Raw genomic sequence first — 26,231 nt, 5'->3', positions numbered from 1 at the left:
AGGTTAGTCCTCCGCTAAAGGCTTAAAGCGACGAAGCTCACTTAAACGGTAACCAGTATAATTACCAAGCATCAGTATAATGGCTAAAATAATTAGCTGAATACCAATAAAGTTAAACGTTAAGTGCTGTACGAACGGGTTTGTCATTGCGATGTAGATAAGAACGGCTGTTAATAATGAACCGCCACCTTGAGTCGCAACTTCTTTCCAGCCTTCTTCTTCCCATAGAATCGACATACGTTCTACAGTCCAAGAAAGGATAATCATAGGGAAGAAGGTAATACTTAATCCTGCTGTTAAACCAATCTTAAAGGCAACAATCGTGAAGATTGAAATGATCATGATTACAGAGATGATCACCGCGGATATCCTGGATACCAGGAGTAGGTTTAATTTGGATAAATAGCTACGAATGATTAAGCCGGTACCAACAATCAGTAAGAAACCAACAATACCTGTGATTAATTGTGTTTGCACAAAAGCAACCGCGATCAACACTGGCATGAAAGTACCTGATGTTTTCAAACCGATAATGACTCGTAAGAACACAACCATCAGTGCACCAATTGGAATAAGCATGATGGTTTTAAACATCGATTGCTCTTCAAGAGGAAGACTGTGGATAGAGAAGTTTAGCAGGTTGTCTGCTTCTACTTTCTTCTCGGTTGCAGCAGTAGGAGAAATTTCTTGTGCAATCATAGAGAAGTTGATTTGGCTATTTTTACCACCAACAACGTCTAAGAGAGAGACATTTGATTCGTCCCAAAGCAGTAAGTTAGCCGGTTGACCTTGGTCTCCCGTTTCTGGATTAAACAACTGCCAGTTTTTGCCACTCCATACTTCAATCATATGCTGAACAGATTGACGACGACGCCCATCTTCTAACCAAAGAGTACCAATAACTTTATTATGGATGTTCTCAAAACTTAAGAGTTTTGAAATAGCTTGAACTCTCGTTAAGTCATTAAGAAGCAAAGACGCATTTTGGTTATCTTTATCATTAAATTGCTTAATAAGTTCGCGAGTTAACGTAATATCGTCAGAAGAACGAGCTCTGGCTTGATCTAATAATGAGATTGCCGCAGATTCATGAGGGCCTTCAAAAGTGACGGCTTCAGGTTTCTCTGATTCTGGGGGCTGAATAACGGAGTCTGCTTGCGGGTCTACTAAGATTTGAGTTTTATAATAGAGCGTTTGTGGTCCGTCAGCCTGACGAATTGTCCATTCAGCTCGGCGTCCATGCTCTGTTGTTAGATAAGCGATACCATAGCCTGGAGAAGATGCACTCTCATCGACAATAGTAAAACCTGTTTGAGTTTGTGGTGCAGCCATAGAAACCTTGACTGGTTTATTTACTGCATCAAATTGAATTCGGGCTTCTACATCCCAAACTTGGCTTCTCTCACCTGGTGTCCAAGGCACTCCGTATGAATCGTGGCGTAGCCAGCTCAACGTAAGTCCCGCAATAATTAGTAGGGAGATAAGAAAATAAAAAGGCACTCTTGATGGCATAACATCCTCGTTGTAATGGCATAAGTGGAAAGATAATTATAATTTAAGCAATAACATAACGTTCAATTATATTTATTATGTTATTGCTTTCTTGGAAGGCGATTATTTTTTGCTTTGAACAAATTCTTTGCTGACATCAACAACGGCAATGTCTTGAATAAACTCACGTCCAAGTAAAATAGAATGGGTCATGTGAGAGCGATCTGCAAGGGTAAACTGTACTTTTTCATGGATTGCCCCAAGTTTAATCCATAATTCAACGACAGGTCGTCGTTCGGCCTCTTCGTTTGTTGATTGACGGATTTTAACATTGCGTATAACAGGGGCGGTAATCCACTCTAACTCATCAGTTTCCGCTTTTTTATTCTGTGCAACTAAATGAAAACGTACCCATTGTGTGCCATTGCGTTCAAATTCTTGAAGATCGACTGCATTCAATGATGAGGTGGTTGCGCCAGTATCTATTCGAGCGGTAAATACTTGCTTAATATCTGCAATTTCTACATTTTCGATGGCACCTAAAATGATAGTGTCTTTTAATGATTGTGTTTGAAGAGAGACTGGCATCTGAACTAAACGAGCTTTCTTATTCGTTGCTTGTTTGATACTCATTTGAATCTTAGTTTGTTCTGTTCGAACCAGAGATAACTCTTCTGATACGTTCGAAAGTTCTTTCTCTAAGGTTGAAATGTAGTCGTTTTGGGTTTCTATTTTGGTTTCCATTCCATCTAAGCGAGTATCTAGATTGGTTTCCATAGACTTAATAGCGGCAACTGTTTCTGAATTATCTGCTGCAACGGGGGGCGCCTGTTGAGTGAGAGCGCATCCTGAAAGACTTAAAATTGCAACCAGTGGTAGAATTCGTTGGATCATTTTATGTTCCGTTGAGTTAGATTAACATGTGCATAGTAACGATAAAAAAAGAGAGCGAGAAGCCCTCTAATGTAAGAGTTTAGTCAGGTTTTCTTGCAATTAAGATCGCACGTTTAGGTGCAGGGTGACCTTCAATTGTTTTTGATGAGTCCGTAGGGTCTAAATACTCAGGTAATGAATTGTGTTTCATCCATTCTGTAGAGCGTTGTTCACCTGTTGTTGTTACGCACTCGTCGACAATTTTTACGTCAATAAACCCGACGCTTTCTAACCATACTTTTAACGCTTTAGCTGATGGGAAGAAATAGACGTTACGCATTTGAGCATAACGATCAACTGGCATTAATACTGCGTTTTCATCGCCATCAATAACGAGGGTTTCTAAAACGAGCTCACCGCCAGCGACGAGTTGATTTTTTAATTGAATAAGATGATCAAGAGGCGAACGACGGTGGTACAGCACGCCCATACTAAATACAGTATCAAACGCATTTAATTCAGGAAGCTGTTCGATCCCTAAAGGTAATAAATGCGCTCGTTGGTCATTGCCCATTAATTTACGAATTGCTTCAAACTGAACTAAGAATAGGTGAGAGGGATCGATACCAACACACAAGCGAGCCCCTTCTCCTAACATACGAAGCATATGATATCCGTTACCACAGCCGACATCTAAGATAGATCTATTTTTTAATGGCGATAAATGAGGTAGAACACGATCCCATTTCCAGTCAGAGCGCCACTCAGTGTCGATATGAATGTCATGAACCGTGAACGGGCCTTTACGCCATGGATGGAAGGTGCGTAATAAACTTTCTAGTTTTTTACGTTCGCCATCAATCAAAGGGCTATTATTTGATAGCGTAACTGACGTTTTTAAATCAATGTTTTCAGCACAGCCTTCAGGGATTTTTTTTAGCGCTTTAAGCCAGCGTTCTATATCCCCATGCTCAGCATTTTGCCAATCGGTTAATTGCTGGGGAAGGGTGTTTAGCCAAGGCTGAAGAACGGTATCTTGAGCAATAAGTTTATAAAAATTAGCAAAATTAAACATTGAAATATCTTTAGTTAATTAATAAGTGAAAATAAAGGATTTATATCGATTATTTGATCGCGAACATTGAGCCAAAATTAAAGCATTGGAACCAGACTTCAGAGCTTTTAAAGCCAATCTCTTGGAAGCGTTGTTTGTGAACATCAATTGGATCTGGCAGCATGACATTTTCAATGGCGCTGCGCTTTTGGCTTATTTCTAATTCACTGTAGCCATTAGCACGTTTGAAATCATGATGTAAATCGATCAATAACTCGTTAACGACACCATCTTCGAAGATGTATTTCTCAGATAAAATAAGAATGCCACCGGGACGTAATCCAGAATAGATTTTCTCCAATAGGGCTCTACGATCGGCTGGCACTAAAAATTGCAAAGTAAAATTTAATACGACGACCGATGCATCTTGAATATTGACATCACGGATATCCGCTTCAACAATGGTTACGGGTGTATCTGAACGATAAGCGTTAATCAGTAAACGACAACGTTCGACCATTGCTGAGGAATTATCGACGCCAATAATCTGACAGCCTTCTTGATTAATGTGACGACGCATAGATAACGTTGCCGCACCCAGTGAGCAACCTAAATCATAAACACTTGAATGAGGTTTAGCGTAACGTTCAGCAAGCATACCAATAGCAGAAATAATGTTGCTATAGCCTGGAATTGAACGTTGAATCATGTCTGGAAATACTTCTGCGACACGTTCGTCAAAGGTAAAGTCACCAATTTTATCGATTGGAGCTGAAAATATAGTATCTGGGTTAGCCATGGTTTTCTCACAAAGACGCGTTGTTATGTCCATACGTATTATCAACCAATACCAATCATGATTACGTCATTACGTTTATTTTAATGGCAGTGGTGTTTTTCATATCAGTCTAGGTAAATATCAATTCATTTACTTACCTAGAAAGATAGGTTTCATGGCTTTCCTGCTCATGAACGCGCTATTGTAATTAATTCTGAGCTTGATGTCTTTAGTGTCATTACACTTTGAAAGAGAATGAAATTAAAAAGAGAGAATAATTTAGGTGGAACTTTCTCATTAAGCCTGTTTTTTTCATTCAGGCCTATATCGTGACCTGATTTTTCTTTATAATGAGGGCATATTTTTGCGTTTTGCTTACTATTTCAGCGAGCCTGCTGTTTTATTCATCATTTAAACAAACGTAGAATCAGTTTATGAAAAATGCAGTGAGACTATTTCACTGCATTTATTATTGATATGTATATTTAGATTGGGAAATCATTATGCGCAGCCATTACTGTGGTAACTTGAACAAGTCCCTTGCAGGACAAACTGTAGAACTTTGCGGCTGGGTAAACCGTCGCCGTGATTTAGGCGGTCTTATCTTCATTGATATGCGAGATCGTGAAGGTGTCGTTCAGGTAGTTGTTGACCCAGATATGAAAGATATCTTTTCAATTGCTAACCAACTGCGCAATGAATTCTGTATTAAATTTACTGGCGAAGTACGTGTTCGTCCTGACAGCCAAGTAAATAAAGATATGTCTACGGGTGAAGTTGAACTTTACGCGACAGGTCTTGAGATCATCAACCGTTCTGAAGCACTTCCATTGGATTTCAATCAAACGAACTCAGAAGAGCAACGCCTGAAGTACCGTTATATTGATTTACGTCGTCCAGAAATGAGTGACCGTATCAAGTTACGTGCTCGTGCATCTAGCTTTGTTCGTCGTTTCTTAGATGAGAACCTATTCTTAGATATCGAAACACCAGTACTAACAAAAGCAACGCCAGAAGGCGCTCGTGATTACCTAGTACCAAGCCGTGTTCATAAAGGCAGCTTCTACGCACTTCCACAATCACCACAGTTGTTTAAGCAACTTCTGATGATGTCTGGTTTTGACCGTTACTACCAAATCGTTAAATGTTTCCGTGATGAAGATTTACGCGCTGACCGCCAACCTGAATTTACTCAAATAGATATCGAAACCTCTTTCCTTTCGTCTAACCAAGTTCGTGATATTACTGAACGTTTGGTTCATGACATGTGGAAAGAACTTCTTGATGTTGAGCTTGGTCAATTTCCAATAATGAAATTCTCTGAAGCGATTCGTCGTTTTGGTTCTGATAAGCCAGATCTACGTAACCCACTAGAATTAGTGGACGTTGCAGATCTTCTTAAAGACGTAGAATTCCAAGTATTCGCTGGTCCTGCAAATGACGAAAAAGGCCGTGTAGCGGTTATTCGTGTTCCTGGTGGCGCATCGCTTTCTCGTAAGCAAATTGATGAATACGGCAAATTTGTTGGTATTTACGGCGCGAAAGGCCTTGCTTGGATGAAAGTAAACGATCGTGCTGCTGGTCTTGAAGGTGTTCAATCTCCTGTTGCTAAATTCCTAAACGCAGACGTTGTAAATGGTATTTTAGAACGCACAGAAGCTGAAAGTGGCGATATCATCCTATTTGGTGCAGATAAAGCAAACATTGTTTCTGAAGCAATGGGTGCATTACGTATCAAGCTTGGTGATGACTTAGAGCTAACAGATAAAAAAGCATGGGCACCTCTTTGGGTTATTGATTTCCCAATGTTTGAAGAAGATGGCGAAGGTAACTTGCATGCAATGCACCACCCATTTACTTCTCCATTAGGCATGACAGCGGAAGAGCTTAAAGTAAACCCTGCTGCTGCAAACTCTGATGCTTACGATATGGTTATCAACGGCTATGAAGTTGGTGGTGGCTCTGTACGTATTCACAATGCTGAAATGCAAACTGCAGTATTCGGTATTCTAGGTATTGAAGCGAAAGAGCAACAAGAGAAATTTGGTTTCTTACTTGAAGCGCTTAAATACGGTACGCCGCCACACGCAGGTCTTGCTTTCGGTCTTGACCGTCTTGCAATGCTACTTTGCGGTACTGAAAACATTCGTGACGTTATTGCATTCCCTAAAACAACGGCTGCAGCATGTTTACTTACGAATGCTCCAAGCCCTGCGAATCCAGATTCTCTTGCAGAATTAGCGATTGCAGTAAAATTTGCTGAGAAAAAAGACGCTTAATTAATTAAAGTTTTCTTTTTATTAAAAAATGCCCGCCTTATGCGGGCATTTTTGTATATACTATAACTGTATAAATAATCAGTGGTTTAAATAATGCTATGTCTATAATTTTAGGAATTGATCCCGGCTCTCGTATTACCGGTTATGGCGTTATTCGTCAAAACGGTCGTCATTTGCAATATTTAGGGAGTGGTTGTATTCGGATGTCAGAAAAAGAACTTCCCGGTCGCTTAAAGCAGATCTATGCTGGCGTTTCTGAAATTATTACGCAGTTTCAACCAGATGTATTCGCGATCGAGCAAGTATTTATGTCAAAAAATGCGGATTCAGCACTTAAGTTAGGACAAGCAAGAGGAAGTGCGATTGTTGCTGCCGTTAATGCAGACTTACCTGTATATGAATATGCTGCTCGTTTAATTAAACAAGCCGTAACGGGAACGGGTGCAGCCGATAAAGCTCAAGTTCAGCATATGGTTATGACGATGCTTAAATTACCAGCAAAACCACAAGCGGATGCCGCTGATGGTTTAGGGGTTGCAATTTGTCATGCGAATACGAATAAAACGTTAATCGCCTTAGCGGGGAAAGCGACAGGAGCAAGGCGAGGACGATATCGCTAGATAAAAGAGGGAATAAATTCTCATTTCTTTTACTGGATATCTATCCAGTTCTTTATTACTATCCTAACCAGTTAATTATTTTAAAGAGTATCTATTGTGATCGGACGCCTTCGTGGAAATCTATTAGAAAAACAACCACCAGAATTACTCATTGAAGTCAGTGGTATTGGTTATGAAGTTCAAATGCCAATGAGTTGTTTTTATGAATTACCACCTATTGGTACCGAAGCCATTATCTATATTCATTATGTAGTACGTGAAGATGCTCAATTACTTTACGGTTTTAATACTAAAAAAGAACGAGCGTTATTTAGAGAAGTGATCAAAGCTAACGGCGTGGGGCCAAAACTTGGTTTGGCGATACTGTCTGGCATGACTGCTTCTCAATTTGTTCAAAGTGTTGAGCGTGAAGATATTTCGACCTTAGTCAAATTACCAGGTGTTGGTAAAAAAACGGCAGAGCGTTTAGTCGTAGAGATGAAAGATCGCCTAAAAGGGTGGGGAGCGGGTGACTTATTTACTCCAGCAGACACTACGTCAATGGATGATGCTTCTGATTTGATTTCATCGCCTCAAAGTGCGCAAGATGAAGCAGTCAGTGCGCTTATTTCTTTAGGCTATAAACCAGTGCAGGCGTCTAAAATGGTATCTCAAGTCGCAAAACCTGATATGACCAGTGAATCTCTAATTCGTGAATCATTGAAATCAATGATCTAACTTTATTTATCGCCTCTTTACTTACAGAATTTTTTGAGACCTTTTATGATTGAAGCCGATCGCCTTATTGCTGCTGATAACCCTGTTTTTCGTGACGAAGAAGTCATCGATCGTGCGATACGTCCAAAGAAACTGGAAGATTATCGCGGGCAAGATCATGTTCGTAGTCAAATGGAAATTTTCATTAAGGCTGCGCAGATGAGACAAGAGCCACTTGATCATCTACTAATTTTTGGTCCTCCAGGATTAGGTAAGACAACGTTAGCTAATATTGTTGCCAATGAAATGGGAGTGAGTATCCGAACGACATCGGGTCCTGTTCTTGAGAAAGCGGGAGATTTAGCTGCGCTTCTTACTAATCTAGAAGAAAACGATATTTTATTTATCGATGAAATCCATCGATTAAGTCCTGTAGTTGAAGAGATACTGTATCCTGCGATGGAAGATTACCAATTAGATATTATGATTGGTGAAGGTCCTGCAGCTCGTTCAATCAAAATTGATTTGCCCCCATTTACATTAATTGGTGCAACCACCAGAGCCGGTTCTTTGACTTCTCCACTGCGTGACCGTTTTGGTATTGTTCAACGATTAGAATATTACAAAGTAGACGATTTACAATATATAGTTCAACGTAGTGCAGATTGTTTGAATTTGTCCATGGAATCAGAGGGCGCATTGGAAGTGGCTCGACGTGCTCGTGGTACACCACGAATTGCCAACCGATTGTTACGTCGAGTTCGTGATTATGCAGATGTTATGAGTGACAGTCATATCTCACCAGACATAGCAGATAAGGCATTAAACATGTTAGATGTTGATGTGTGTGGGTTTGATTACATGGATAGAAAGTTATTATTGGCAATCATGGAGAAATTCAATGGTGGCCCGGTGGGTCTAGATAACGTAGCCGCTGCAATTGGTGAAGAAAAAGATACGATTGAAGATGTGATAGAACCTTATTTAATTCAACAAGGCTACCTTCAGAGAACACCAAGAGGGCGTATTGTGTCAGATCGAGCCTATCTTCATTTTGGTATTGATAGACCAGATAAATAGTTAATGGTGAAATATACACATATTGTCATAATCTATTCATATTGACGTAAAAAAAATGAAAGCGAGTGATCAAAATCACTCGTTTTTTCGTATAAGAAATGTGTAAAGTGTGAAAAACGAACGGTTATGTAAAAATATCTGTAATTAACTTTCAAATAAGGGACAAATCTTTTGAAAGATATCGTGTTTCCTATTAATATTAGCACGTTCTATATTAGGTTATGCTTAACATTAAGCTAACGTTTATTATACATTCGTGCAACACTTTATAGTTACTAATACAATTATAACTATTAGAGCTAAATAAAAAGTGCCACGTTCACCCAAAAGTGTGAAAGCACTGTGTCATTCAGCCTGACACAAAGGAGTTCTCATGATCACTGATGTAGTGGAGTTATCGCGGTTGCAGTTTGCAATGACAGCGATGTATCACTTCCTATTCGTTCCTCTGACTTTAGGTATGGCCTTTCTATTGGCTATCATGGAGTCGTTATATGTAATGACCAACAAACAAATCTACAAGGACATGACAAAGTTCTGGGGTAAGTTATTTGGTATTAACTTCGCATTAGGTGTAGCAACAGGCCTAACCATGGAGTTCCAGTTTGGTACAAACTGGTCTTACTATTCTCACTATGTTGGTGATATCTTCGGTGCGCCTCTTGCGATCGAAGCACTGATGGCTTTCATGCTTGAATCTACTTTTGTAGGACTATTTTTCTTTGGTTGGGATCGTTTATCAAAACGTCAGCATCTTACAGTAACGTGGTTAGTTGCTTTAGGTTCGAATTTCTCAGCGCTTTGGATTCTAGTAGCAAACGGTTGGATGCAAAACCCTGTCGGTGCTGAATTTAATTTTGAAACGATGCGTATGGAAATGGTTAGCTTCGCTGAAGTTGTACTAAACCCTGTCGCTCAAGTTAAATTCGTTCATACCGTTGCTTCTGGTTACACCGCTGGCGCAATGTTTGTTTTAGGTATTAGTTCATACTACCTACTAAAAGGTCGTGATGTTGCCTTTGCACGTCGTTCATTCGCAATTGCTGCGTCTTTCGGCATGGCATCAATTTTATCTGTAATGGTACTTGGTGATGAATCTGGTTATGAACTGGGTGAAGTTCAACAAGTTAAGCTAGCAGCGATTGAAGCTGAATGGCATACAGAAGAAGCACCTGCGGCTTTCACCGTATTTGGCTTACCAAATCAAGAAACGATGGAAACGGATTATGCAATTAAGATCCCTTATGTTATGGGTATTATTGCAACGCGTTCATTAGATAAGCAAGTCACTGGCTTACGCGATCTTAAAGCACAGCACGAAGTTCGTATTCGTAACGGTATGATCGCTTATGACCTTCTTGAAAAATTACGTAATGGTGATAAAACACCTGAAAATATAGCAGCATTTGATGATGTTAAGCATGACTTAGGTTATGGCTTATTGCTTAAGCGTTATACTGATAAAGTTGTTGATGCAACTGAAGATCAGATTAAAGCGGCAGCAGATGATTCTATTCCAAATGTTTTACCATTATTCTTCTCTTTCCGCATAATGGTTGCTTGTGGCGTAGCAATGCTACTTATTTTTGGTCTTGCGTTTTATCAAACGTGTCGTCAAAAAATTGGTCAAAAACCATGGTTACTTAAAGCGGCATTATTCGGTATGCCACTGCCGTGGATCGCAATTGAAGCGGGTTGGTTTGTTGCAGAATATGGTCGTCAACCATGGGCAGTTGGTGAAATACTACCTGTACATGTTGCCGCATCATCACTCACTGTTACTGAAGTTTTAATTTCAATAGCTGCAATTATTAGCTTATATACTATTTTCTTGATTGCTGAAGTTTACCTAATGGTTAAATTCGCACGTAAAGGACCTAGTAGCTTGAAAACTGGTCGCTATCACTTTGAACAAGACGGTCAAGGTTCTGAAGCAAAGTTAACTCGCGAAGTAGAAGCATAAAAACGGAGATTTGAGCAATGTTTGATTACGAAGTATTGCGATTTGTTTGGTGGGTATTGATTGGTGTATTACTGATTGGTTTCGCGGTAACAGATGGTTTTGATATGGGGGTAGGTACACTAGTGCCTATCATCGGTAAAACAGATACAGAACGTCGAGTGATGATTAACTCAATCGCTCCTCACTGGGAAGGCAACCAAGTTTGGTTAGTAACAGCAGGCGGTGCATTATTTGCTGCTTGGCCTTTAGTGTATGCTGCTTCATTCTCTGGCTTTTACTTAGCTATGATTCTGACATTAGCTGCATTATGGTTCCGCCCTGTTGGGTTTGATTATCGTTCTAAAATTGAAGATAAACGCTGGCGTTCAGGGTGGGATGCTGCGATCTTCATTGGTAGCTTTGTTCCACCAGTCATCTTTGGTGTTGCTTTTGGTAACTTACTTCAAGGTGTTCCATTTGAACTGAACAACCTAATGATGCTTAAGTATCATGGTGGTTTCTTTGACTTATTAAATCCATTTGCATTGGTATGTGGTCTAGTGAGTTCTGCAATGTTTGTACTGCAAGGTTCAACATGGCTACAAATGAAAACAACGGATCAAATTCACGCTAGAGCAAGTCAAGTTTCTATGATTTGTGCTGCGTTAGTAATTGTTCTGTTTACTATTGCTGGCTTTTGGGCTCAAAGCATTAATGGGTTTGTGATCACGAGTGTTATGGATCATAACGCACCATCAGATCCATTAAATAAAGAAGTTATCCGTCAAGTGGGCGCTTTATTCTTGAACTTTAAAGAATACCCATTGTTATGGATAGCACCTGCTCTTGCGGTAGTTATGCCTCTTATTGTTATGATTACAACTAAGTTGAAGAGACCTGGAATTGCTTTCATCGCATCAAGTCTGACTAATGCTGGTGTGATCTTAACTTCTGGTTTTGCATTATTCCCATTCGTAATGCCATCAAGTTTAAATCCTAACCATAGTTTGACTATGTGGGATTCAACATCAAGCGAATTAACACTAAACATTATGACAGTGGTAGCTGCTGTTATGATCCCAATCATCCTTGCTTACACAGCATGGACGTATTATAAAATGTTTGGTCGTATTGATACTAAATTTGTTGAAGACAACAAAAATTCGCTTTATTAAGGAGTATAACAATGTGGTATTTTGCTTGGATTCTAGGTGTGCTACTAGCATGCTCATTTGCAATCATTAATGCTCTTTGGTTAGAGCACTCAGAAATGATGGATAAAGACAGTGAGTAATATCGCTGGGAAAATAGACAGTGTTCATAGCCCAATCAATAATATCATCGTTAAGTTGATATTGATTGGGGCCGCACTTTTCCACATGGGAATGCTTATGTGGGAGCCAACGGTATATTCAGAAAATATCGGTGGTTTTAGTGGGTTAATGGCGCCAGCATTGATTTATGCAGTATGTACTGCGTTTATTTTTGTTGTGGGTTTTATTCCACAAAAGTGGGGTTGGAAACTGCTATTTAGTCCTTATTTTTCAATGATGATATTAAGTTACTTTAGTTATCTCTATTTTATTTGATTTCATAATTAATAAAATGTGAACATTGGAACATCATACTAAGCGGCTTGTTACTTTTTTAGGTAACAAGCCGCTTTATTTTTGGCTATTAAGTTCAAAATTTGGTAATTCACCTAGTGACGATAGGTAATTATCAGTTATAGTTAACTACTGATTTCTCAATAAAAAAGAAAAAGAGGGTGATATAAAATGGCAGTTTTCAAATGGCCTATCACGGTTTACTATGAAGACACCGATGCAGGTGGCGTAGTTTATCACTCTAATTATTTAAAGTTTTTTGAAAGAGCCAGAACCGAATTATTACGAGAAAAAGGAGTATCTCAAGGGATACTGCTGCAAGAGTCTCTCGGATTTGTGGTTAAACATGTTGATATAGATTTTATACAAGGTGCTCGTTTAGATGAGCAGCTCACAGTTGAAACATTCATAGAAGAAATTAAAAGGGTATCGCTGACCTTTTGTCAGTTATTGGTTAATTTTGAGGGTAAAGTATTGTGCAAAGCTACAGTTAAGGTAGCCTGTATTGATAACGCTAAAATGAAACCAAAAGCGATACCATTATTTATATTATCGGAGATATCTTGTGACAGGTGAACTATCAATTCTCGATCTATTTTTACACGCTAGTTTATTAGTTAAGATCGTGATGCTTATTCTATTAAGCTTGTCTGTAATGTCGTGGGCAATGATTTTTAAACGCTCAAAAGTGTTAGCCGTTGCTCATACTGATGCAGAACGTTTTGAAAGCAAATTCTGGTCGGGCATGGATCTAGCGCAATTATTTAATGAAGTGAAAGTACGTAAAGATCGAATCAGTGGTACTGAAAAGATTTTTTATTCTGGCTTTAATGAATTTGCACGTCTATCTCGAGTAAATTCATCATCTTCTGAAGCGGTTATGGATGGAACGATACGTTCAATGCGTGTAACGGTCTCTCGTGAAGTTGATGATTTAGAAACAAACCTTCCATTTTTAGCAACCGTTGGTTCTATTACTCCTTATATTGGTTTGTTTGGTACGGTATGGGGTATTATGCATTCGTTTATCGCCTTGGGTGCGGTAAAGCAAGCAACTCTAGCGATGGTTGCTCCTGGTATTGCAGAGGCATTGGTTGCAACGGCTATGGGGCTGTTTGCAGCAATTCCAGCGGTAATTGCCTACAATCAATTAAGTGTGAAAGTAGGTAAGTTAGAGCATAACTACGCTGCATTTATGGATGAGTTTTCTAGTATTCTACATCGTCAAGCAATGGCAAGTCAGGAGAAGTAATGTCTGGCTATCAACCTAAAAAACGCAAGCTAACCGCTGAGATTAATGTTGTACCTTATATTGACGTTATGTTGGTATTGCTAATTATCTTTATGGTAACGGCTCCTTTTGTGACTCAAGGGGTAGACGTGAAATTACCAGAGATGACTAATGCGAAATCAGCACAAGAAATGGCAGGCGAAGATCCTAATGCAACGTTTATTATTGTCGAGATTGATAAAGACGGAAATCTAGGCTTAAGTGTTGATAATCAAGACGTACGTCGTCCAATGTCAATGCAAGAAATGATAACGAACGTTAAAGCAGAACTAAGCATTAAGCCTAATTCTCCCGTCGCAGTTGGCGGGGATGCCAGTACGCCATATTCAGAGATAGTATTAGTTCTTGATGAATTAAGCCGCGCAGGGGTAAGTAAAGTTGGGTTACTTACCGATCTCAAGGAATAGAAGTGAATAATAATCGATGAAATCGGATAATAATTACACCTTTGCTATTGTTGTTTCTGTCGTGTTGCACTTGTTGCTTGCTGTCGCGTTGATCTTCGGTAGTGACTTTTCTATGGATGAAAAGGCAAAACCAAATACAATCCAAGCCGTAGTAATAGATCCAAGCACGATTGCAAGACAAGCATCTCAAATTCGTCAAGAGAGAGAGAGAGCTTCTCGTGCAGAAACTGAGCGACTAAATCGATTAAAACAACAGGCAGATCAATTAGAAAAAAACCGTAAAGTCGAAGAAAATCGGATTCGTAAGCTAAAAGAACAACAAGTAAAAGAGAAAAAAGCAGCCCGTAGAGCGGAAGATGAACGTAAGAAAGCTGTCGCTCAAGCAAAAAAAGAGAAAGAACGAGCAACAGCAGCAGAAGCCGATCGAAAGCGTAAAGCAGATACAGCAGCGAAAGCGGAAGCGGCAAGATTAACAAAAGTGAAGGCTGATAAAGAAAAAGCAGCAAAAGCCTCGGCAGAAAAAGCCCGTTTAGATAAAGAACGAGCAGCTAAAGTAGAAGCTGAACGTGTCGCGAAAGAAAAAATAGCAAAAGAAAAAGCAGCGAAGGCAGAGGCGAATAGAAAGGCAAAGGCAAAATTAGCGGCAGAAAACGCCAAAAAAGAGAAAGCAAGAGCCGCAAAAGCGGAAGCTGCACGTAAGCAAAAAGAAGCGGCATTAAATGACATATTTGCAGGTTTAGAAGATGAAACCGTTCAAAATAGCTCTGCGAAACAGCAGCATATTGATGATGAAGTGAATCGCTACGCCGCAATTTATACTCAAATGATTCAACAGAATTTACTTGTTGATGATACTTATATGGGAAAAAGTTGCCGAGTGAAAATTAAACTGGCATCTTCTGGATTATTGCTCTCAGTAACAACCTTGGGAGGAGATGCTCAAGTGTGTAGAGCAGCAAAAACAGCAGTAACTAAAGTTAATGTCTTCCCAACACCAAAAGACGCAGACATTGCAGCTAAACTTACAAATATAAATCTTATGGTTCAACCAGAATAAGGAAGAGCAAGTGCTTAAACGATGGATATTACCTCTTTTTATAGCGTGTTTGAGTTTTAGCCAAATAGCTAAAGCTGAACTCGAGCTTGTAATCACAGAGGGCGTAAATTCTGCTAGACCCATAGGCATCGTTCCATTTAAGTGGCATGGTGAAGGCAAGTTACCACAAGATATTTCAGCTATTATTTCTTCTGACTTACAGCGCAGTGGTAAATTTAGTCCATTACCGACAAATAAAATGCCACAAACGCCATATAAAGATGCAGACATTAATTACGAAGCTTGGACCAAGATGGGCGTTGATGCCATTGTTACGGGTGAAGTGAAAGTTAATGCCGCTGGAAAGTATGAGGTTTCTTATAAGCTTATTGATGTGGTTCGTGGTCAATTAACGAAAGGTAAATCTAAAGGGTTAAGTAATTCAGGGGAATTAGTTTTAACACAAGACCATATTTTAGTTAATAAAATTGCGACACTTTCAAAAACACAGTTACGAAAATACGCTCACCGTATTTCTGATGTTGTTTATGAAAAATTAACAGGCGAAAAAGGCGCGTTTTTAACGCGAATTGCTTATGTGGTTGTTAATGATAAATCTCAACATCCATATCAGTTAAGAATTGCGGATTATGACGGCTACAACGAACGTTTGGTTTTAAAGTCGAAACAGCCAATCATGTCACCAGCTTGGTCTCCAGATGGTAAGAAATTAGCTTATGTAAGTTTTGAAAACAGAAGATCACAAGTTTTCATTATGAATATCTACACGGGGAAGAGGGAGTTAATTGCTTCGTATCCTCGTCATAACGGTGCGCCTCGTTTTTCTCATGACGGAAAAGAACTTGCGATCGTATTATCCAAAACCGGCAGTCTTCAAGTTTATATTGTGAATTTACAAACGAAAAAGATGCGCCAAATTACTCGAGGTAGATCGAATAATACTGAGCCTTTTTGGGCTCCTGATAACAAGTCTTTAATATTTACATCAGATCGGGGTGGTAAACCTCAGATTTATAGAGTAAATTTAGAAGACGGTTCGACAAAACGTTTAACCTGGCAAGGCAGTCAAAATCTTGGTGGGCAGATCACTCCTGATGGTAAATACATCGTTATGGTGAATCGCTCAGAGACTGGATTTAATCTAGCAAAACAAGATTTAGAAACCGGTGCTGTCCAGGTCTTAACTAAGACACTACTGGATGAGTCACCAAGTATTGCGCCAAATGGCGGCATGGTGATTTACAGTTCCATTTATAGAAAACAAAACGTCCTTTCGATGGTTTCTATAGATGGCCGTTTTAAAGCTCGCTTACCAGCGACAAACGGACGTGTAAGGGCACCAGCGTGGTCGCCATTTTTATAGCTACTAAATATTTAGGAAATAAGGAAAATATAATGCAACTAAATAAACTTCTTAAGAGTCTTTTAATCGCGCTGCCAGTGGTTGCTCTTTCTGCTTGTAGTTCTAGCGATAGCGCAACTGATAGTACTGCTGGTCAAGAATCAACAAACGGAACAGAAACAACAAGCGGTACTGCTGGTGAAGGCCAAACAGATACAACGGTTGTTACTGTAGTTGAAGGTGAAGAAGTTCTAACTGAGCAAGAAGTTAAAGAACAAGCTTTACGTCAAGTTCAGACTGTTTACTTCGCTTTTGATAACTCAACTATTTCTTCAGAGTATGAAGATATGCTTGCAGCTCACGCGGCTTTCTTAAGCAAAGCGCCTGAAGTTAAAGTAACCGTTGAAGGCCATGCCGATGAACGTGGTACTCCTGAGTACAACATCGCACTAGGCGAACGTCGTGCTAATGCAGTTGCTAAATACCTACAAGCTTTAGGTGTTTCTGCAGACCAAATCTCTATCGTAAGCTACGGTGAAGAAAAACCTCTAGTTCTTGGCCAAACAGCTGAAGACTACGCTAAAAACCGTCGTGCAGTATTAGTATACTAATCGATAGTTTATAAGGCAGCTTATATGAAATACAGTAACCTTAAGCGAATTATTCCGCTTACGTTGCTGGCGAGTGCGGCGACCCTTGTGGTCGCCGCTCCTGCTCCAGTCACGGATTTAAATGCGACCTCAAGCTCATCTGCTCAAGCGTCATCAACGAGTATTGAGCGTTTAGAGCGTTTAATTAAAAGCCGCAATCAAATTCAACTTCAGTTACAACAACAACTCGATGGATTATCAGAAGAACTTTCTGAGATTCGAGGCACTGTTGAGCGTAATAGTTATGAACTTGATCAAATGTTAGAGCGTCAACGTCAACTGTATGTTGAAATTGACACCTTAAGAACCGCGAAACCATCGACAGCAAAACCTGTTGTAGATAATGACGCTAATTCTGGTGAAGGCTCATACGCAACTGATACGAACGAAAATGAAGCGTATCAGAATGCAGTTGATTTGATCTTGAAGAAAAAAGATTACGCAGGAGCAACAAAAGCATTCCAAGAATTTGTTGCCGCTTATCCTGATTCGGTTTATAGCTCTAATGCTCATTATTGGCTAGGGCAACTTTATTTTGCTCAGAAGAATGACGTTGAGGCTGCAAAAAGCTTTACCAAAGTGGTTAGTTACGCGGATTCGAATAAACGAGCGGATGCTTTGCTAAAACTGGGCGAGTTAGCCAAACGTAATAATAATAAAGCTGCAGCACAAAAATATTATCAAAAAGTAATAACAGAGTACTCAGACAGTACAACAGCTCAAACCGCTGCTGCACAATTGAAATCGTTATAATTCATTATTTGATATATTACTGTAGTAAAAGGAGCTGATTTGCTCCTTTTTTATTTCCCTTAACTTGATGACCCCCTAAGAAGAGGTATAATGTTCAGATTATTTTAAAAATTAATGAGCTGAGCAATGGGCCATATTCTAGATCATGTCAACACTGTATATCCTTTCCCTCCAAAACCTACAAAATTAAGTGCTGACGAAAAGACTCAGTACATTGCTAAAATCAAACAATTATTAAAAGATAAAAATGCGGTGTTAATTGCCCATTATTATACTGATCCTGAAATCCAGGCATTAGCTGAAGAAACTGGCGGCTTTGTTGGTGATTCTTTAGAGATGGCTAAATTTGGTAATCGTCATGATGCAAAAACATTAGTGATTGCTGGTGTGCGTTTCATGGGAGAATCAGCAAAAATATTAACGCCTGAAAAAACAATCTTAATGCCAACGTTAGACGCCGAGTGTTCTTTGGATCTTGGTTGTCCTGCAGATAAGTTTACTGAATTTTGTGATGCTCACCCAGATCATACCGTTGTTGTGTATGCGAATACCTCAGCAGCCGTTAAAGCTCGTGCTGATTGGGTTGTGACGTCAAGTATTGCATTAGAAATTGTAGAGCATTTAGATGACGAAGATAAGAAAATCATCTGGGGACCTGATCGCCATTTAGGTTCGTATATTGCGAATAAAACAGGCGCAGATATGCTGTTATGGCAGGGCGAATGTATCGTTCATGATGAATTTTCTGCAAAAGCATTAAAAGATGCGAAAGCACTGCACCCTGATGCCGCTGTTCTTGTTCACCCTGAATCACCTGCAAGTGTGGTTGAATTAGCAGATGCCGTTGGATCTACAAGCCAATTAATTAAAGCGGCTAAAGAGCTACCACAACAAAAAATGATTGTGGCAACGGATAAAGGCATCTTCTTTAAGATGCAGCAAATGGTACCAGAAAAAGAATTATTAGAAGCTCCAACAGCTGGTGCCGGTGCAACGTGTCGTAGTTGTGCACATTGCCCTTGGATGGCAATGAATGGTTTAGTCGCCATTGAAAAAGCATTAAACGAAGGTGGTGCAGGTCATGAGATTTTTGTTGATGAAGAGATCCGTATTAAATCACTTATTCCATTAAACCGTATGTTAGATTTTGCTGAGCAGTTAAACGCCCGTAAATAGTAAATAAGTAGTTTAAATAAAAATGGCGACCAATGCGGTCGCCATTTTTTTATCGGTTCTTTTAGTAAGCTTGATTAATTATTTTTTGTCACTTAAAGCAAAGTAAATTTTAGATACGGTAATTTCTGCTATGAGTATCGTAAATACTACGGCAAAGAAAGCAACGACACCATTTAATGGACCGTCAAACGATACCTTATCACCAAATAGAATATTAATTGCCTCTAACATAACGAATTTACTACCGACTAATATGACATAACTGCTTAAACCACGGTATATTTTTGGTGCGGTTCCCGGTTTGTTTTTAAAATAATCAGCAATTCTATGCTCTGCATTTATGGATAGTTTTAGTAATAACTGCAGGAGTATTGCAGCAGCAAAAGAGATTGTGAATGATTCGATATTCACAAAATCCCAATATTCATCAAAAAAGTTTAGTACAGTTAGATCGACCAATACTGCAAGTGTGTAACCTACAAATAAACGTTGTGGAGTATTAAAACCATATTCTTTTTCTACTGAGCTCATAGTAATTCCTAGCTATTAATTGAATTGTTCGATGTTGTTCTGTTTATTATATTGCCTAATAATCATTCGTATTAAAAGTGAAAGAAAATCGGTTGGCGTATAATGGTAAATTTATTCTGCAAGCCCAAGTATCGACTTTCTATATACTTTTGGTGTTAGCCCACTAATGCGTTTGAATGCCCGTGAAAAGTGGGAAATGTTGTTATAACCAAGTTGGTTTGATATATGAGTTAGTGAATGACCTTCTTCCATCAATTCACATGATATAGATAGAGTAAGGCTTTCTTTTAACTGTCTAAATGATGTTCTCTCTTCTTTTAGTCGACGTTGGAAGGTTCTGGTTGTCATTTGTAATAGCTTAGCGGCTTGAGTGATGCTGAGAGAGTGTTCACGAACATAAGGAAGCAACGAGGTAAAGACGCTATCACTGAAGCTAGAATGCCATTCAATGAATGGTTCTTTATGTTTCGTGTCTGATGGAATAAATTTAACGGTAGAATTGAGCGTTTTTTCATCAATTAATAACGCGCTTTTACTTTGAGCTATAAAGAATTGTGTTTTTTTATTTAGCGCTGAACGAATCACATCATCATCAATATGTTGGACCTTTACTTGTTCAGGAAACCAATCTGATTTTGTTAATGCCTGAATGAGTTCGATGATATATAAGACGGCAAATACTTCACCCCAAATAAAATAGAGTGTATTTTCGTAAGGGGCTGAGCGGCAAAGCCAATATTTATCATATTGATTTTCAAATGTAATTTTACTGCCGGGAGAGTCATGATTGAATATGGCATTTACTTTTTCAAGAGCTTCTTTAACGGTTGCGGTGGTATCAAATTGTTTAAGTATCTGGGGTATTATTCGTTGACGGAATGCGATACGTAACAACTCGCTAAAACTATTTACGCCTACTTGTGAAGACAGTAAATATACGAGACGTTTCACCGGTTCTACGGGTAAATAGTCTTTATCTGTTTCAAAAAGATCGGGTGGTAAACCGGAGTCATTTAATAATGCCTGAATATTGATCCCGTGCTTTGAAAAAACGTCTAAAAGGATTTTTGTGTATCCAGTCCGGATCATTGGTAGTGGTTTTGATGCTTTTTTTATCATTAATATCTCCCTTCTTTTTACTAATCCATTCTTTATAGAATTAATTATTGGCGTAAAGTGGTAAGTTTTCATCCTACTTAGTTTGATATATTGATTTATCTGTTCTTTTTGCGACAGGTAACTCAAATACAAAGTGCGACAGTGTTTCTATCGTTAGAATTTATTATTTTAATAAACGATTAAATAATAAGTGAATTTTGATAAACATCACTCCATTAATTTAAGAAAGCAACTATACATATATGAATGGAATCAATTAGTAGTAGGTTATAAATATGACAGAAAAAATAGAAGACCCAAAGGCAGAAAAAAAATCAGTTAATCAAACGGTTAAAAAGACAAATAAAGTCCGGAAAATAACAAATTACCTACTAATCACGGTCATTACTTTATTATTATTTAGCATTATTTCTGATCGAGTCATTCCACTTACAGATAACGCACGAGTGAAGGGGTATGTGGTTCCAATTAAACCACAGGTATCAGGGCAAGTTTTTGATATTTTAGTTCAGCCTAATCAGCTTGTAGCACAAGGAGAGGTACTCGCTAAGCTAAATCCTGTCGATTATGAAATTGCAGTAAAACAAGCAGAACAAAATCTGGAAATTGCGGGTCAAAATGTTGGGGCGCAAACGGCAGTGATTGCTTCTTCGCAAGCAAGATTAACGAGTGCGAATGTTGAATTAGAAAATGTGAGATTACAATCTGGTCGAATCCTTGAAATGGCAGAGCGTGGAGTTGTGTCTCAATCTGATGCTGACCAATCTCGAGCATCACTGGCAACGGCAAGGGCAAATGTTGTTAATGCACAAGCTGATCTTGAGAAATCAAAACGCCAATTAGGAGCCGATGGAGAAGACAACAGTCAGATTAAAGCGGCGTTATTAGCATTAGAGCAAGCCCAAATTAATTTAGAACGGACAGAAATCAAAGCACCTACCGTTGGTGGTGTTTCTAATTTTAGTTTATCTGAAGGTTTTTACGCGTCAGCGGGACAGCCTATCATGACATTTGTCTCGACAGAAAGCATATGGATTGAAGCTTATTTTCGAGAGAATAGCTTAGGTAACATTAAGGTTGGAGATGCTGTTGAGGTTGCGCTTGATTTTGCTCCAGGAAAAGTAATTAAAGGCACAGTAACGAGTGTCGATTGGGGGGTTGATTGGGGGCAGAATGATCAAGCGGGTAAATTAGCGCAAGCGAATAATCAAACGGGTTGGTTACGTCAAACACAAATGCTACCGATAGCGATTGAGTTTGATCACTCACAAGCAACTGGATTACTACGAATTGGTGGCCAAGCGGATGTGATCGTCTACAGTGGTGATAATGTTATTTTTAATACTATTGGTAAATTGTGGATCCGCTTTGTGAGCTTGATGTCTTATGTCAGATAGCCTTATCGAGGATTCTCGAACCCAAACTAAGATAATAAGATATACCGTCGGTGTTGGCTTAGCGGTGTTTTTAGCTGCGTTGATTGATTGGCCATTGGCGTTTGTAGCACCAGTATTTGTCGCTAAATTTTTATTAGATAAACCAGAGTTAAACAAAGAAACCATTTATGAATTGATGCTCGCGATGGTCGTAACCATTGCGCTCGGATTATTTTTATCGAATGGCATCACCCATTACCCAATTCCAATGTTAATCCTTATCGGATTAATGATGTTGTGGGGGTATTATTTGTTTACTGATCCTAAGTGGAACTTGTTTGCAACAATATTAATTATTGCGGTACTAATGTTGCCCTTTATGGCGATATCAAATCCTAGTGTGTCTGTATTTTTAGCCATCGGATTAAGCAGTTCTGGAGTTGTCGCGGTACTTATTTTTGCTTTTGTTCATATTTACTTCCCTGAGTCAGAATCGACATTCACAGGTTATCAATCTTCCCCGTTATCAAAGCAACAACGATGGTATGCGGCGTTTAGAGCGATGATTATTTCTTTTCCTGTAGTTTGTTTTTTCTTTATTTTTCAAATATCAGAAGCACTATTAACGATGATGTTTATTGCGTTGCTGTCATTAATGATAACAGGTGAGAAATCGATTAAATTAAGTGCATTTTTAATTCTTAGCAATGGTATTGGTGGTTTACTCGCCATCGGTGTATTTGGTGTTTTAAGCCTTGCACCTAACATCATTTTTTATACATTATTTATTTCACTTGTGGCCATTATTATGGCAACACAAATTTATACTAAACCAGAAAAAGCCCCGATTTACGCAACCGCATTTAGTACTGTACTTGTGTTGTTAGGCAGTACATTAATGAGTTCAGGGGAGATTGATAACAATATGTTTATACGTATATTTCAATTATTTTTGATTGGAATTTATATGATCGTTGTTTCTTTCTTTTTAGAGACGCGTAATTGGAAATTTTTAACTATGCAAACTTAAGTGCGCATAAATAACAAGGAATGTTTATGAAACTTGAAGCGAACTTTTCAAAACAAGCAATTGATGCGTTCATAAAAATTGCAGCCATTGCGATTCTACTTTATTGGTGCTTTTCTATATTAAGGCCTTTTATATTACTTGTGGTTTGGGGGGGAATTATCGCAACTGCGTTATATCCAGTCGTATCATGGGGGCATAATAAATTTAGAATAAGCAAAGGCAAGGTGAGTGGGGGGTTAGCTTTTGTTGGTGTATTACTCTTATTGGTGCCGCTTATTGCACTCTCTACTGGTTTATATACGAGTGGATCAGAATTAATTTCTGGTTACCAAGATGGGACGATATCAATTCCTAAACCAGCAGCAAGTATGGCTGATTGGCCTGTTATTGGTGAGAAAGCTTATGCATTTGGTGTTCAAGTATCGTCTAACTTAGAAAGTGTGCTTTTAAAATATGGAGAAGAAGTTAAGGCGATTGCTGGTCAATTAGCTTCTTTAGCTGGTTCACTTGGCGGTGGTTTCATACAGTTTATTATCTCTACCATTATCGCGGGTGTTTTTATGGCTAATGCTGATAAATGTGAACGTGCCTTTATCGTAATAGCAGATAGACTTACTGGTGAGCATGGTGAAGCATTAACGACATTATCAAAAAAAACCGTGAGAAGTGTTGTTCAAGGGGTGATTGGTGTTGCTGTAATACAATCGATGATGGCAGGTTTAGGCATGGCATTCGCGGGTGTTCCTGCTATTGGGTTATGGATGCTACTTGTTATGCTTGTCGCGATAATCCAGCTCCCTCCTATCTTAGCTCTGTTGCCTGTTATTTTTTACGTTTTTAGCGTAGATACCACGACAACGGCTGTCATTTTTCTTATTTGGTGCATTATCGTTAGTGGCAGTGATGCGATATTAAAACCAATGTTGTTAAGTCGTGGTTCTAATATTCCTATGTTGGTTATTTTATTAGGGGCATTAGGTGGAATGGCGATGTCAGGTATTGTCGGTTTATTCGTTGGGGCAGTAGTCTTGAGTTTAACTTATCAGTTGTTTACCGTTTGGTTAGATAGTGAATCAAAAGAGGAGTAACGATGAAAAAAATGTCAAGGGATGATAATTTCTACTTCTTATTTTTTGCTTTATTAGGCCTTCTGTTTACTAGTTCGGTAATGCAACAACTATTTGAAGGAGGCCAAAAAATGATCTTGGCGTTGATCATTATTTGTTTGGCGGTTTCTATTGTGGGTGTAAATCATAAACAAACCTTTTATCGAAGTTGGTATGGCTTTTTATTAAGTCTTGCCGCAATCTCGGGAATATTTTCATTTTTTGAAGGTTATGATTGGTCCTTCATTACATTAACAGCGTTATTGTTTTTTTTACTGTCTCATACTTATGCCGCGCTAAAGCAAGTCATGTTAACAGATTATGTTAGCCGCAATCAGATCGTAGGGTCTGTTTGCGTTTATTTATTGCTTGGGATGTCATGGGCAATTATCTATCTTATTCAAATAGAACTTTTTCCACAGGCATTTTATGGTATTGAAGATAAGGCTTGGATAGATAATTTATTTGAAGTGATTTATTTTAGTTTCATTACATTAACAACGGTAGGGTATGGCGATATTTCACCTGTTTTACCCATACCTAAATTCTTTGTTTTTTTAGAGTCACTTATTGGTAGTTTTTATTTAGCGATAATGGTGGCAAGTTTAGTGAGTAGTCGTTTAAATCAGTCAGACAACCAACGTTAATTGATTTGACGTACTGACCGTAAATCTCGTTATCTTTTAAATAAAGTAACGAGATTTTTTATCTTATTATAGGGATTAAGTCGTTATTATTTTTATCTCATGACATAACGGTATGTTTTCTTACTTGTCCAAACGAGACCTTTACCTATATTTAAGCATGAGTTTATTACAAACTGAGATATAGACATACCGAGTTCTTTTGCGACTTTTAGTATGTGATAAAAATCTGAGTGTTTAAAATCATTCATTGTCATTTTTTGCTTCCAAAAGTTGGTGGCATCCAATCCAAAGTGTTTTTGATGGAAGAATGATACGTTGAAAACAAAAATGATAATTACCATTTAGCGCCAATGATGAAATGCATTACTGAGTAAATATCATGATTCATATAATAAAAAATGGCGACCGATTTGGTCGCCATTTTTCTGGGAAATCTTTGTTTATCTAGATTTACTCATCTCTGCTTGCATCTGCTTCTGCTAGTTCACTACCACGCATCGTTAAGCCACAAAGCATCATTGGTACCGCTTTGTAGATTTCTACGAATTCGTCCAAGCCTGCAATGCCTTGCTCTTTTAATGTAGATAATGCGGTTTCTGGATCAAAAAGCATGCTGATTGAAAGTAATACACCACCAAGTAATGCGTTATTTTCACTATTTTCTGGCATCAACGTTTCCCAATCATCACGCGTTAATTGCCAACCTTGTAACAAACCTTCAGAAAACTGACGAGTTTGTGTGGTTACAATTTCTTCATCGTCAAGTTGGCAAGCTTCTGGCCATTGCCATTGACCATTTAAGAAAGACTCGCGATATTCATTCCATAAATTGACAACTGCGTTTGCATAATCTTCTAACTCTTCAGCTGTTGTAAATGGAGATACTTCTTCACCACCCCATAGAAAAGCTAACCATTCATTTGGGCTAATTAAGTTAGGAGCAACAGCCATAGCGGCAACAAAGCCTTGAGTTTGGGCTTCTGTTAGTAATGTATTTTCAAATTCAGGGTTTGAAAGAATTTCAGTAAGTGATAAAGACATAATATTCTCATTTCATTCAAGTTTTACTCATTGTATCAAGAACTTTTCTCCTTGTCTGAACTGAAATGTTACGCGGTATTTGACAGTGACAAGTTGCAATATTGTGAAATTAAACTACGAAATGTAAGAGGTAGCGGATTAATCTGATTTTAAATCAGAAAATAGTTGTAAATTTACTACATGCTTTTAACTTCGATATCTAATTCTGATTAAGTTGTGATTTAATAGCGATAATTACTGCTCATGCCATTATTAGTGGTCGGTATGACTGTGGGTTACACTTTG

The 26,231-nt window shown here is 38.6% G+C and carries 28 protein-coding genes; 20 read left to right on the top strand and 8 right to left on the bottom strand.

Annotated features, from left to right (window positions below):
* Positions 1-3: 3 nt before the first annotated feature.
* From A6E04_RS07775 to cmoA, 4 genes are all read right to left on the bottom strand, one after another.
* Positions 4-1,512, bottom strand: coding sequence for an inactive transglutaminase family protein (locus A6E04_RS07775; protein WP_017022893.1), 1,509 nt, complete (start codon positions 1,510-1,512; stop codon positions 4-6).
* A 102-nt stretch (positions 1,513-1,614) separates the two neighbouring features.
* Positions 1,615-2,385 (bottom strand): putative ATP-dependent zinc protease, encoded by a 771-nt coding sequence (locus tag A6E04_RS07770; RefSeq protein ID WP_065610783.1) that lies wholly within the window; start codon positions 2,383-2,385, stop codon positions 1,615-1,617.
* 79 nt (positions 2,386-2,464) lie between these two features.
* The gene (gene cmoB / locus A6E04_RS07765) at positions 2,465-3,439 is read right to left on the bottom strand and encodes a tRNA 5-methoxyuridine(34)/uridine 5-oxyacetic acid(34) synthase CmoB (protein ID WP_065610781.1); all 975 of its coding nucleotides are present in this window, start codon (positions 3,437-3,439) and stop codon (positions 2,465-2,467) included.
* Between the two features lie 49 nt (positions 3,440-3,488).
* Complete coding sequence (gene cmoA / locus A6E04_RS07760; protein ID WP_012550460.1) at positions 3,489-4,217, bottom strand: carboxy-S-adenosyl-L-methionine synthase CmoA; 729 nt, start codon at positions 4,215-4,217, stop codon at positions 3,489-3,491.
* A 482-nt stretch (positions 4,218-4,699) separates the two neighbouring features.
* Here cmoA and aspS point away from each other — a divergent pair, with 482 nt between their 5' ends.
* The 16 genes from aspS to nadA all read left to right on the top strand — a co-directional run bounded on the left by aspS (position 4,700) and on the right by nadA (position 19,096).
* Complete coding sequence (aspS, locus tag A6E04_RS07755) at positions 4,700-6,475, top strand: aspartate--tRNA ligase (protein WP_017022897.1); 1,776 nt, start codon at positions 4,700-4,702, stop codon at positions 6,473-6,475.
* Positions 6,476-6,573: 98 nt separating this feature from the next.
* Entirely contained in the window at positions 6,574-7,095 is a 522-nt protein-coding gene (gene ruvC / locus A6E04_RS07750) for a crossover junction endodeoxyribonuclease RuvC (RefSeq protein WP_017022898.1), read from the top strand.
* Between the two features lie 96 nt (positions 7,096-7,191).
* The gene (gene ruvA, locus A6E04_RS07745; protein WP_012550463.1) at positions 7,192-7,812 is read left to right on the top strand and encodes a Holliday junction branch migration protein RuvA; all 621 of its coding nucleotides are present in this window, start codon (positions 7,192-7,194) and stop codon (positions 7,810-7,812) included.
* Positions 7,813-7,857: 45 nt separating this feature from the next.
* Positions 7,858-8,871, top strand: a complete 1,014-nt coding sequence (ruvB, locus tag A6E04_RS07740) for a Holliday junction branch migration DNA helicase RuvB (RefSeq protein ID WP_012550464.1) — start codon at positions 7,858-7,860, stop codon at positions 8,869-8,871.
* 376 nt (positions 8,872-9,247) lie between these two features.
* Entirely contained in the window at positions 9,248-10,834 is a 1,587-nt protein-coding gene (gene cydA, locus A6E04_RS07735) for a cytochrome ubiquinol oxidase subunit I (protein WP_023603773.1), read from the top strand.
* Between the two features lie 17 nt (positions 10,835-10,851).
* Positions 10,852-11,988, top strand: a complete 1,137-nt coding sequence (cydB, locus tag A6E04_RS07730; RefSeq protein ID WP_065610779.1) for a cytochrome d ubiquinol oxidase subunit II — start codon at positions 10,852-10,854, stop codon at positions 11,986-11,988.
* 11 nt (positions 11,989-11,999) lie between these two features.
* Entirely contained in the window at positions 12,000-12,107 is a 108-nt protein-coding gene (gene cydX / locus A6E04_RS07725) for a cytochrome bd-I oxidase subunit CydX (RefSeq protein WP_012550467.1), read from the top strand.
* Positions 12,100-12,402 (top strand): cyd operon YbgE family protein, encoded by a 303-nt coding sequence (locus A6E04_RS07720; protein ID WP_017022899.1) that lies wholly within the window; start codon positions 12,100-12,102, stop codon positions 12,400-12,402. The genes cydX and A6E04_RS07720 overlap by 8 nt, the downstream gene beginning before the upstream one ends.
* A gap of 189 nt (positions 12,403-12,591) precedes the next feature.
* Positions 12,592-12,996, top strand: a complete 405-nt coding sequence (ybgC, locus tag A6E04_RS07715) for a tol-pal system-associated acyl-CoA thioesterase (RefSeq protein WP_012550469.1) — start codon at positions 12,592-12,594, stop codon at positions 12,994-12,996.
* The gene (gene tolQ / locus A6E04_RS07710) at positions 12,986-13,672 is read left to right on the top strand and encodes a protein TolQ (RefSeq protein ID WP_012550470.1); all 687 of its coding nucleotides are present in this window, start codon (positions 12,986-12,988) and stop codon (positions 13,670-13,672) included. Before ybgC ends, tolQ begins: the two co-directional genes overlap by 11 nt.
* Positions 13,672-14,118 (top strand): protein TolR, encoded by a 447-nt coding sequence (gene tolR / locus A6E04_RS07705; protein ID WP_017022900.1) that lies wholly within the window; start codon positions 13,672-13,674, stop codon positions 14,116-14,118. Before tolQ ends, tolR begins: the two co-directional genes overlap by 1 nt.
* Before the next feature lie 16 nt (positions 14,119-14,134).
* Positions 14,135-15,175: a cell envelope integrity protein TolA gene (gene tolA, locus A6E04_RS07700; protein ID WP_065610777.1), complete on the top strand. Its 1,041-nt coding sequence runs from the start codon at positions 14,135-14,137 to the stop codon at positions 15,173-15,175.
* A 10-nt stretch (positions 15,176-15,185) separates the two neighbouring features.
* Entirely contained in the window at positions 15,186-16,538 is a 1,353-nt protein-coding gene (tolB, locus tag A6E04_RS07695) for a Tol-Pal system beta propeller repeat protein TolB (RefSeq protein ID WP_012550473.1), read from the top strand.
* Positions 16,539-16,570: 32 nt separating this feature from the next.
* Complete coding sequence (gene pal, locus A6E04_RS07690) at positions 16,571-17,128, top strand: peptidoglycan-associated lipoprotein Pal (RefSeq protein WP_012550474.1); 558 nt, start codon at positions 16,571-16,573, stop codon at positions 17,126-17,128.
* A gap of 24 nt (positions 17,129-17,152) precedes the next feature.
* On the top strand, positions 17,153-17,920 hold the full coding sequence (gene ybgF / locus A6E04_RS07685) for a tol-pal system protein YbgF (RefSeq protein WP_065610776.1): 768 nt from the start codon (positions 17,153-17,155) through the stop codon (positions 17,918-17,920).
* A gap of 126 nt (positions 17,921-18,046) precedes the next feature.
* A complete protein-coding gene (nadA, locus tag A6E04_RS07680; protein ID WP_017022903.1) occupies positions 18,047-19,096 on the top strand; it encodes a quinolinate synthase NadA in 1,050 nt (349 codons plus the stop codon).
* 78 nt (positions 19,097-19,174) lie between these two features.
* Here the strand turns inward: nadA and A6E04_RS07675 are convergent, their stop codons facing one another.
* Positions 19,175-19,627, bottom strand: a complete 453-nt coding sequence (locus A6E04_RS07675; protein ID WP_017022904.1) for a hypothetical protein — start codon at positions 19,625-19,627, stop codon at positions 19,175-19,177.
* A 111-nt stretch (positions 19,628-19,738) separates the two neighbouring features.
* Entirely contained in the window at positions 19,739-20,746 is a 1,008-nt protein-coding gene (locus A6E04_RS07670) for a helix-turn-helix domain-containing protein (protein WP_065610774.1), read from the bottom strand.
* Between the two features lie 275 nt (positions 20,747-21,021).
* Between A6E04_RS07670 and A6E04_RS07665 the strand changes: the two genes are divergently transcribed.
* From A6E04_RS07665 to A6E04_RS07650, 4 genes are read left to right on the top strand one after another with little or no spacing between them, the layout of a single operon-like run.
* The gene (locus A6E04_RS07665; RefSeq protein WP_065610772.1) at positions 21,022-22,143 is read left to right on the top strand and encodes an HlyD family secretion protein; all 1,122 of its coding nucleotides are present in this window, start codon (positions 21,022-21,024) and stop codon (positions 22,141-22,143) included.
* Positions 22,133-23,152 carry a DUF2955 domain-containing protein gene (locus tag A6E04_RS07660; protein ID WP_065610771.1) on the top strand — a complete coding sequence of 340 codons (1,020 nt, stop codon included), beginning with the start codon at positions 22,133-22,135 and terminating at the stop codon, positions 23,150-23,152. Before A6E04_RS07665 ends, A6E04_RS07660 begins: the two co-directional genes overlap by 11 nt.
* 26 nt (positions 23,153-23,178) lie before the next feature.
* A complete protein-coding gene (locus A6E04_RS07655) occupies positions 23,179-24,240 on the top strand; it encodes an AI-2E family transporter (RefSeq protein ID WP_017022908.1) in 1,062 nt (353 codons plus the stop codon).
* Between the two features lie 2 nt (positions 24,241-24,242).
* Complete coding sequence (locus A6E04_RS07650) at positions 24,243-24,905, top strand: potassium channel family protein (protein ID WP_065610769.1); 663 nt, start codon at positions 24,243-24,245, stop codon at positions 24,903-24,905.
* A gap of 92 nt (positions 24,906-24,997) precedes the next feature.
* Here A6E04_RS07650 and A6E04_RS21400 read toward each other — a convergent pair whose 3' ends face one another.
* Together A6E04_RS21400 and A6E04_RS07640 are read right to left on the bottom strand one after the other, a co-directional pair.
* Positions 24,998-25,246 carry a hypothetical protein gene (locus A6E04_RS21400; protein ID WP_065610767.1) on the bottom strand — a complete coding sequence of 83 codons (249 nt, stop codon included), beginning with the start codon at positions 25,244-25,246 and terminating at the stop codon, positions 24,998-25,000.
* A 109-nt stretch (positions 25,247-25,355) separates the two neighbouring features.
* Complete coding sequence (locus A6E04_RS07640) at positions 25,356-25,946, bottom strand: UPF0149 family protein (RefSeq protein ID WP_023603768.1); 591 nt, start codon at positions 25,944-25,946, stop codon at positions 25,356-25,358.
* Positions 25,947-26,231: the final 285 nt, after the last annotated feature.

It is taken from the genome of Aliivibrio logei (genome assembly GCF_001691055.1).
Taxonomy (GTDB): Bacteria; Pseudomonadota; Gammaproteobacteria; order Enterobacterales; family Vibrionaceae; genus Aliivibrio; species Aliivibrio salmonicida.
The sequence above is the reverse complement of the archived record's forward strand: the minus strand, read 5'-3'. Positions and strand labels throughout refer to the sequence as shown.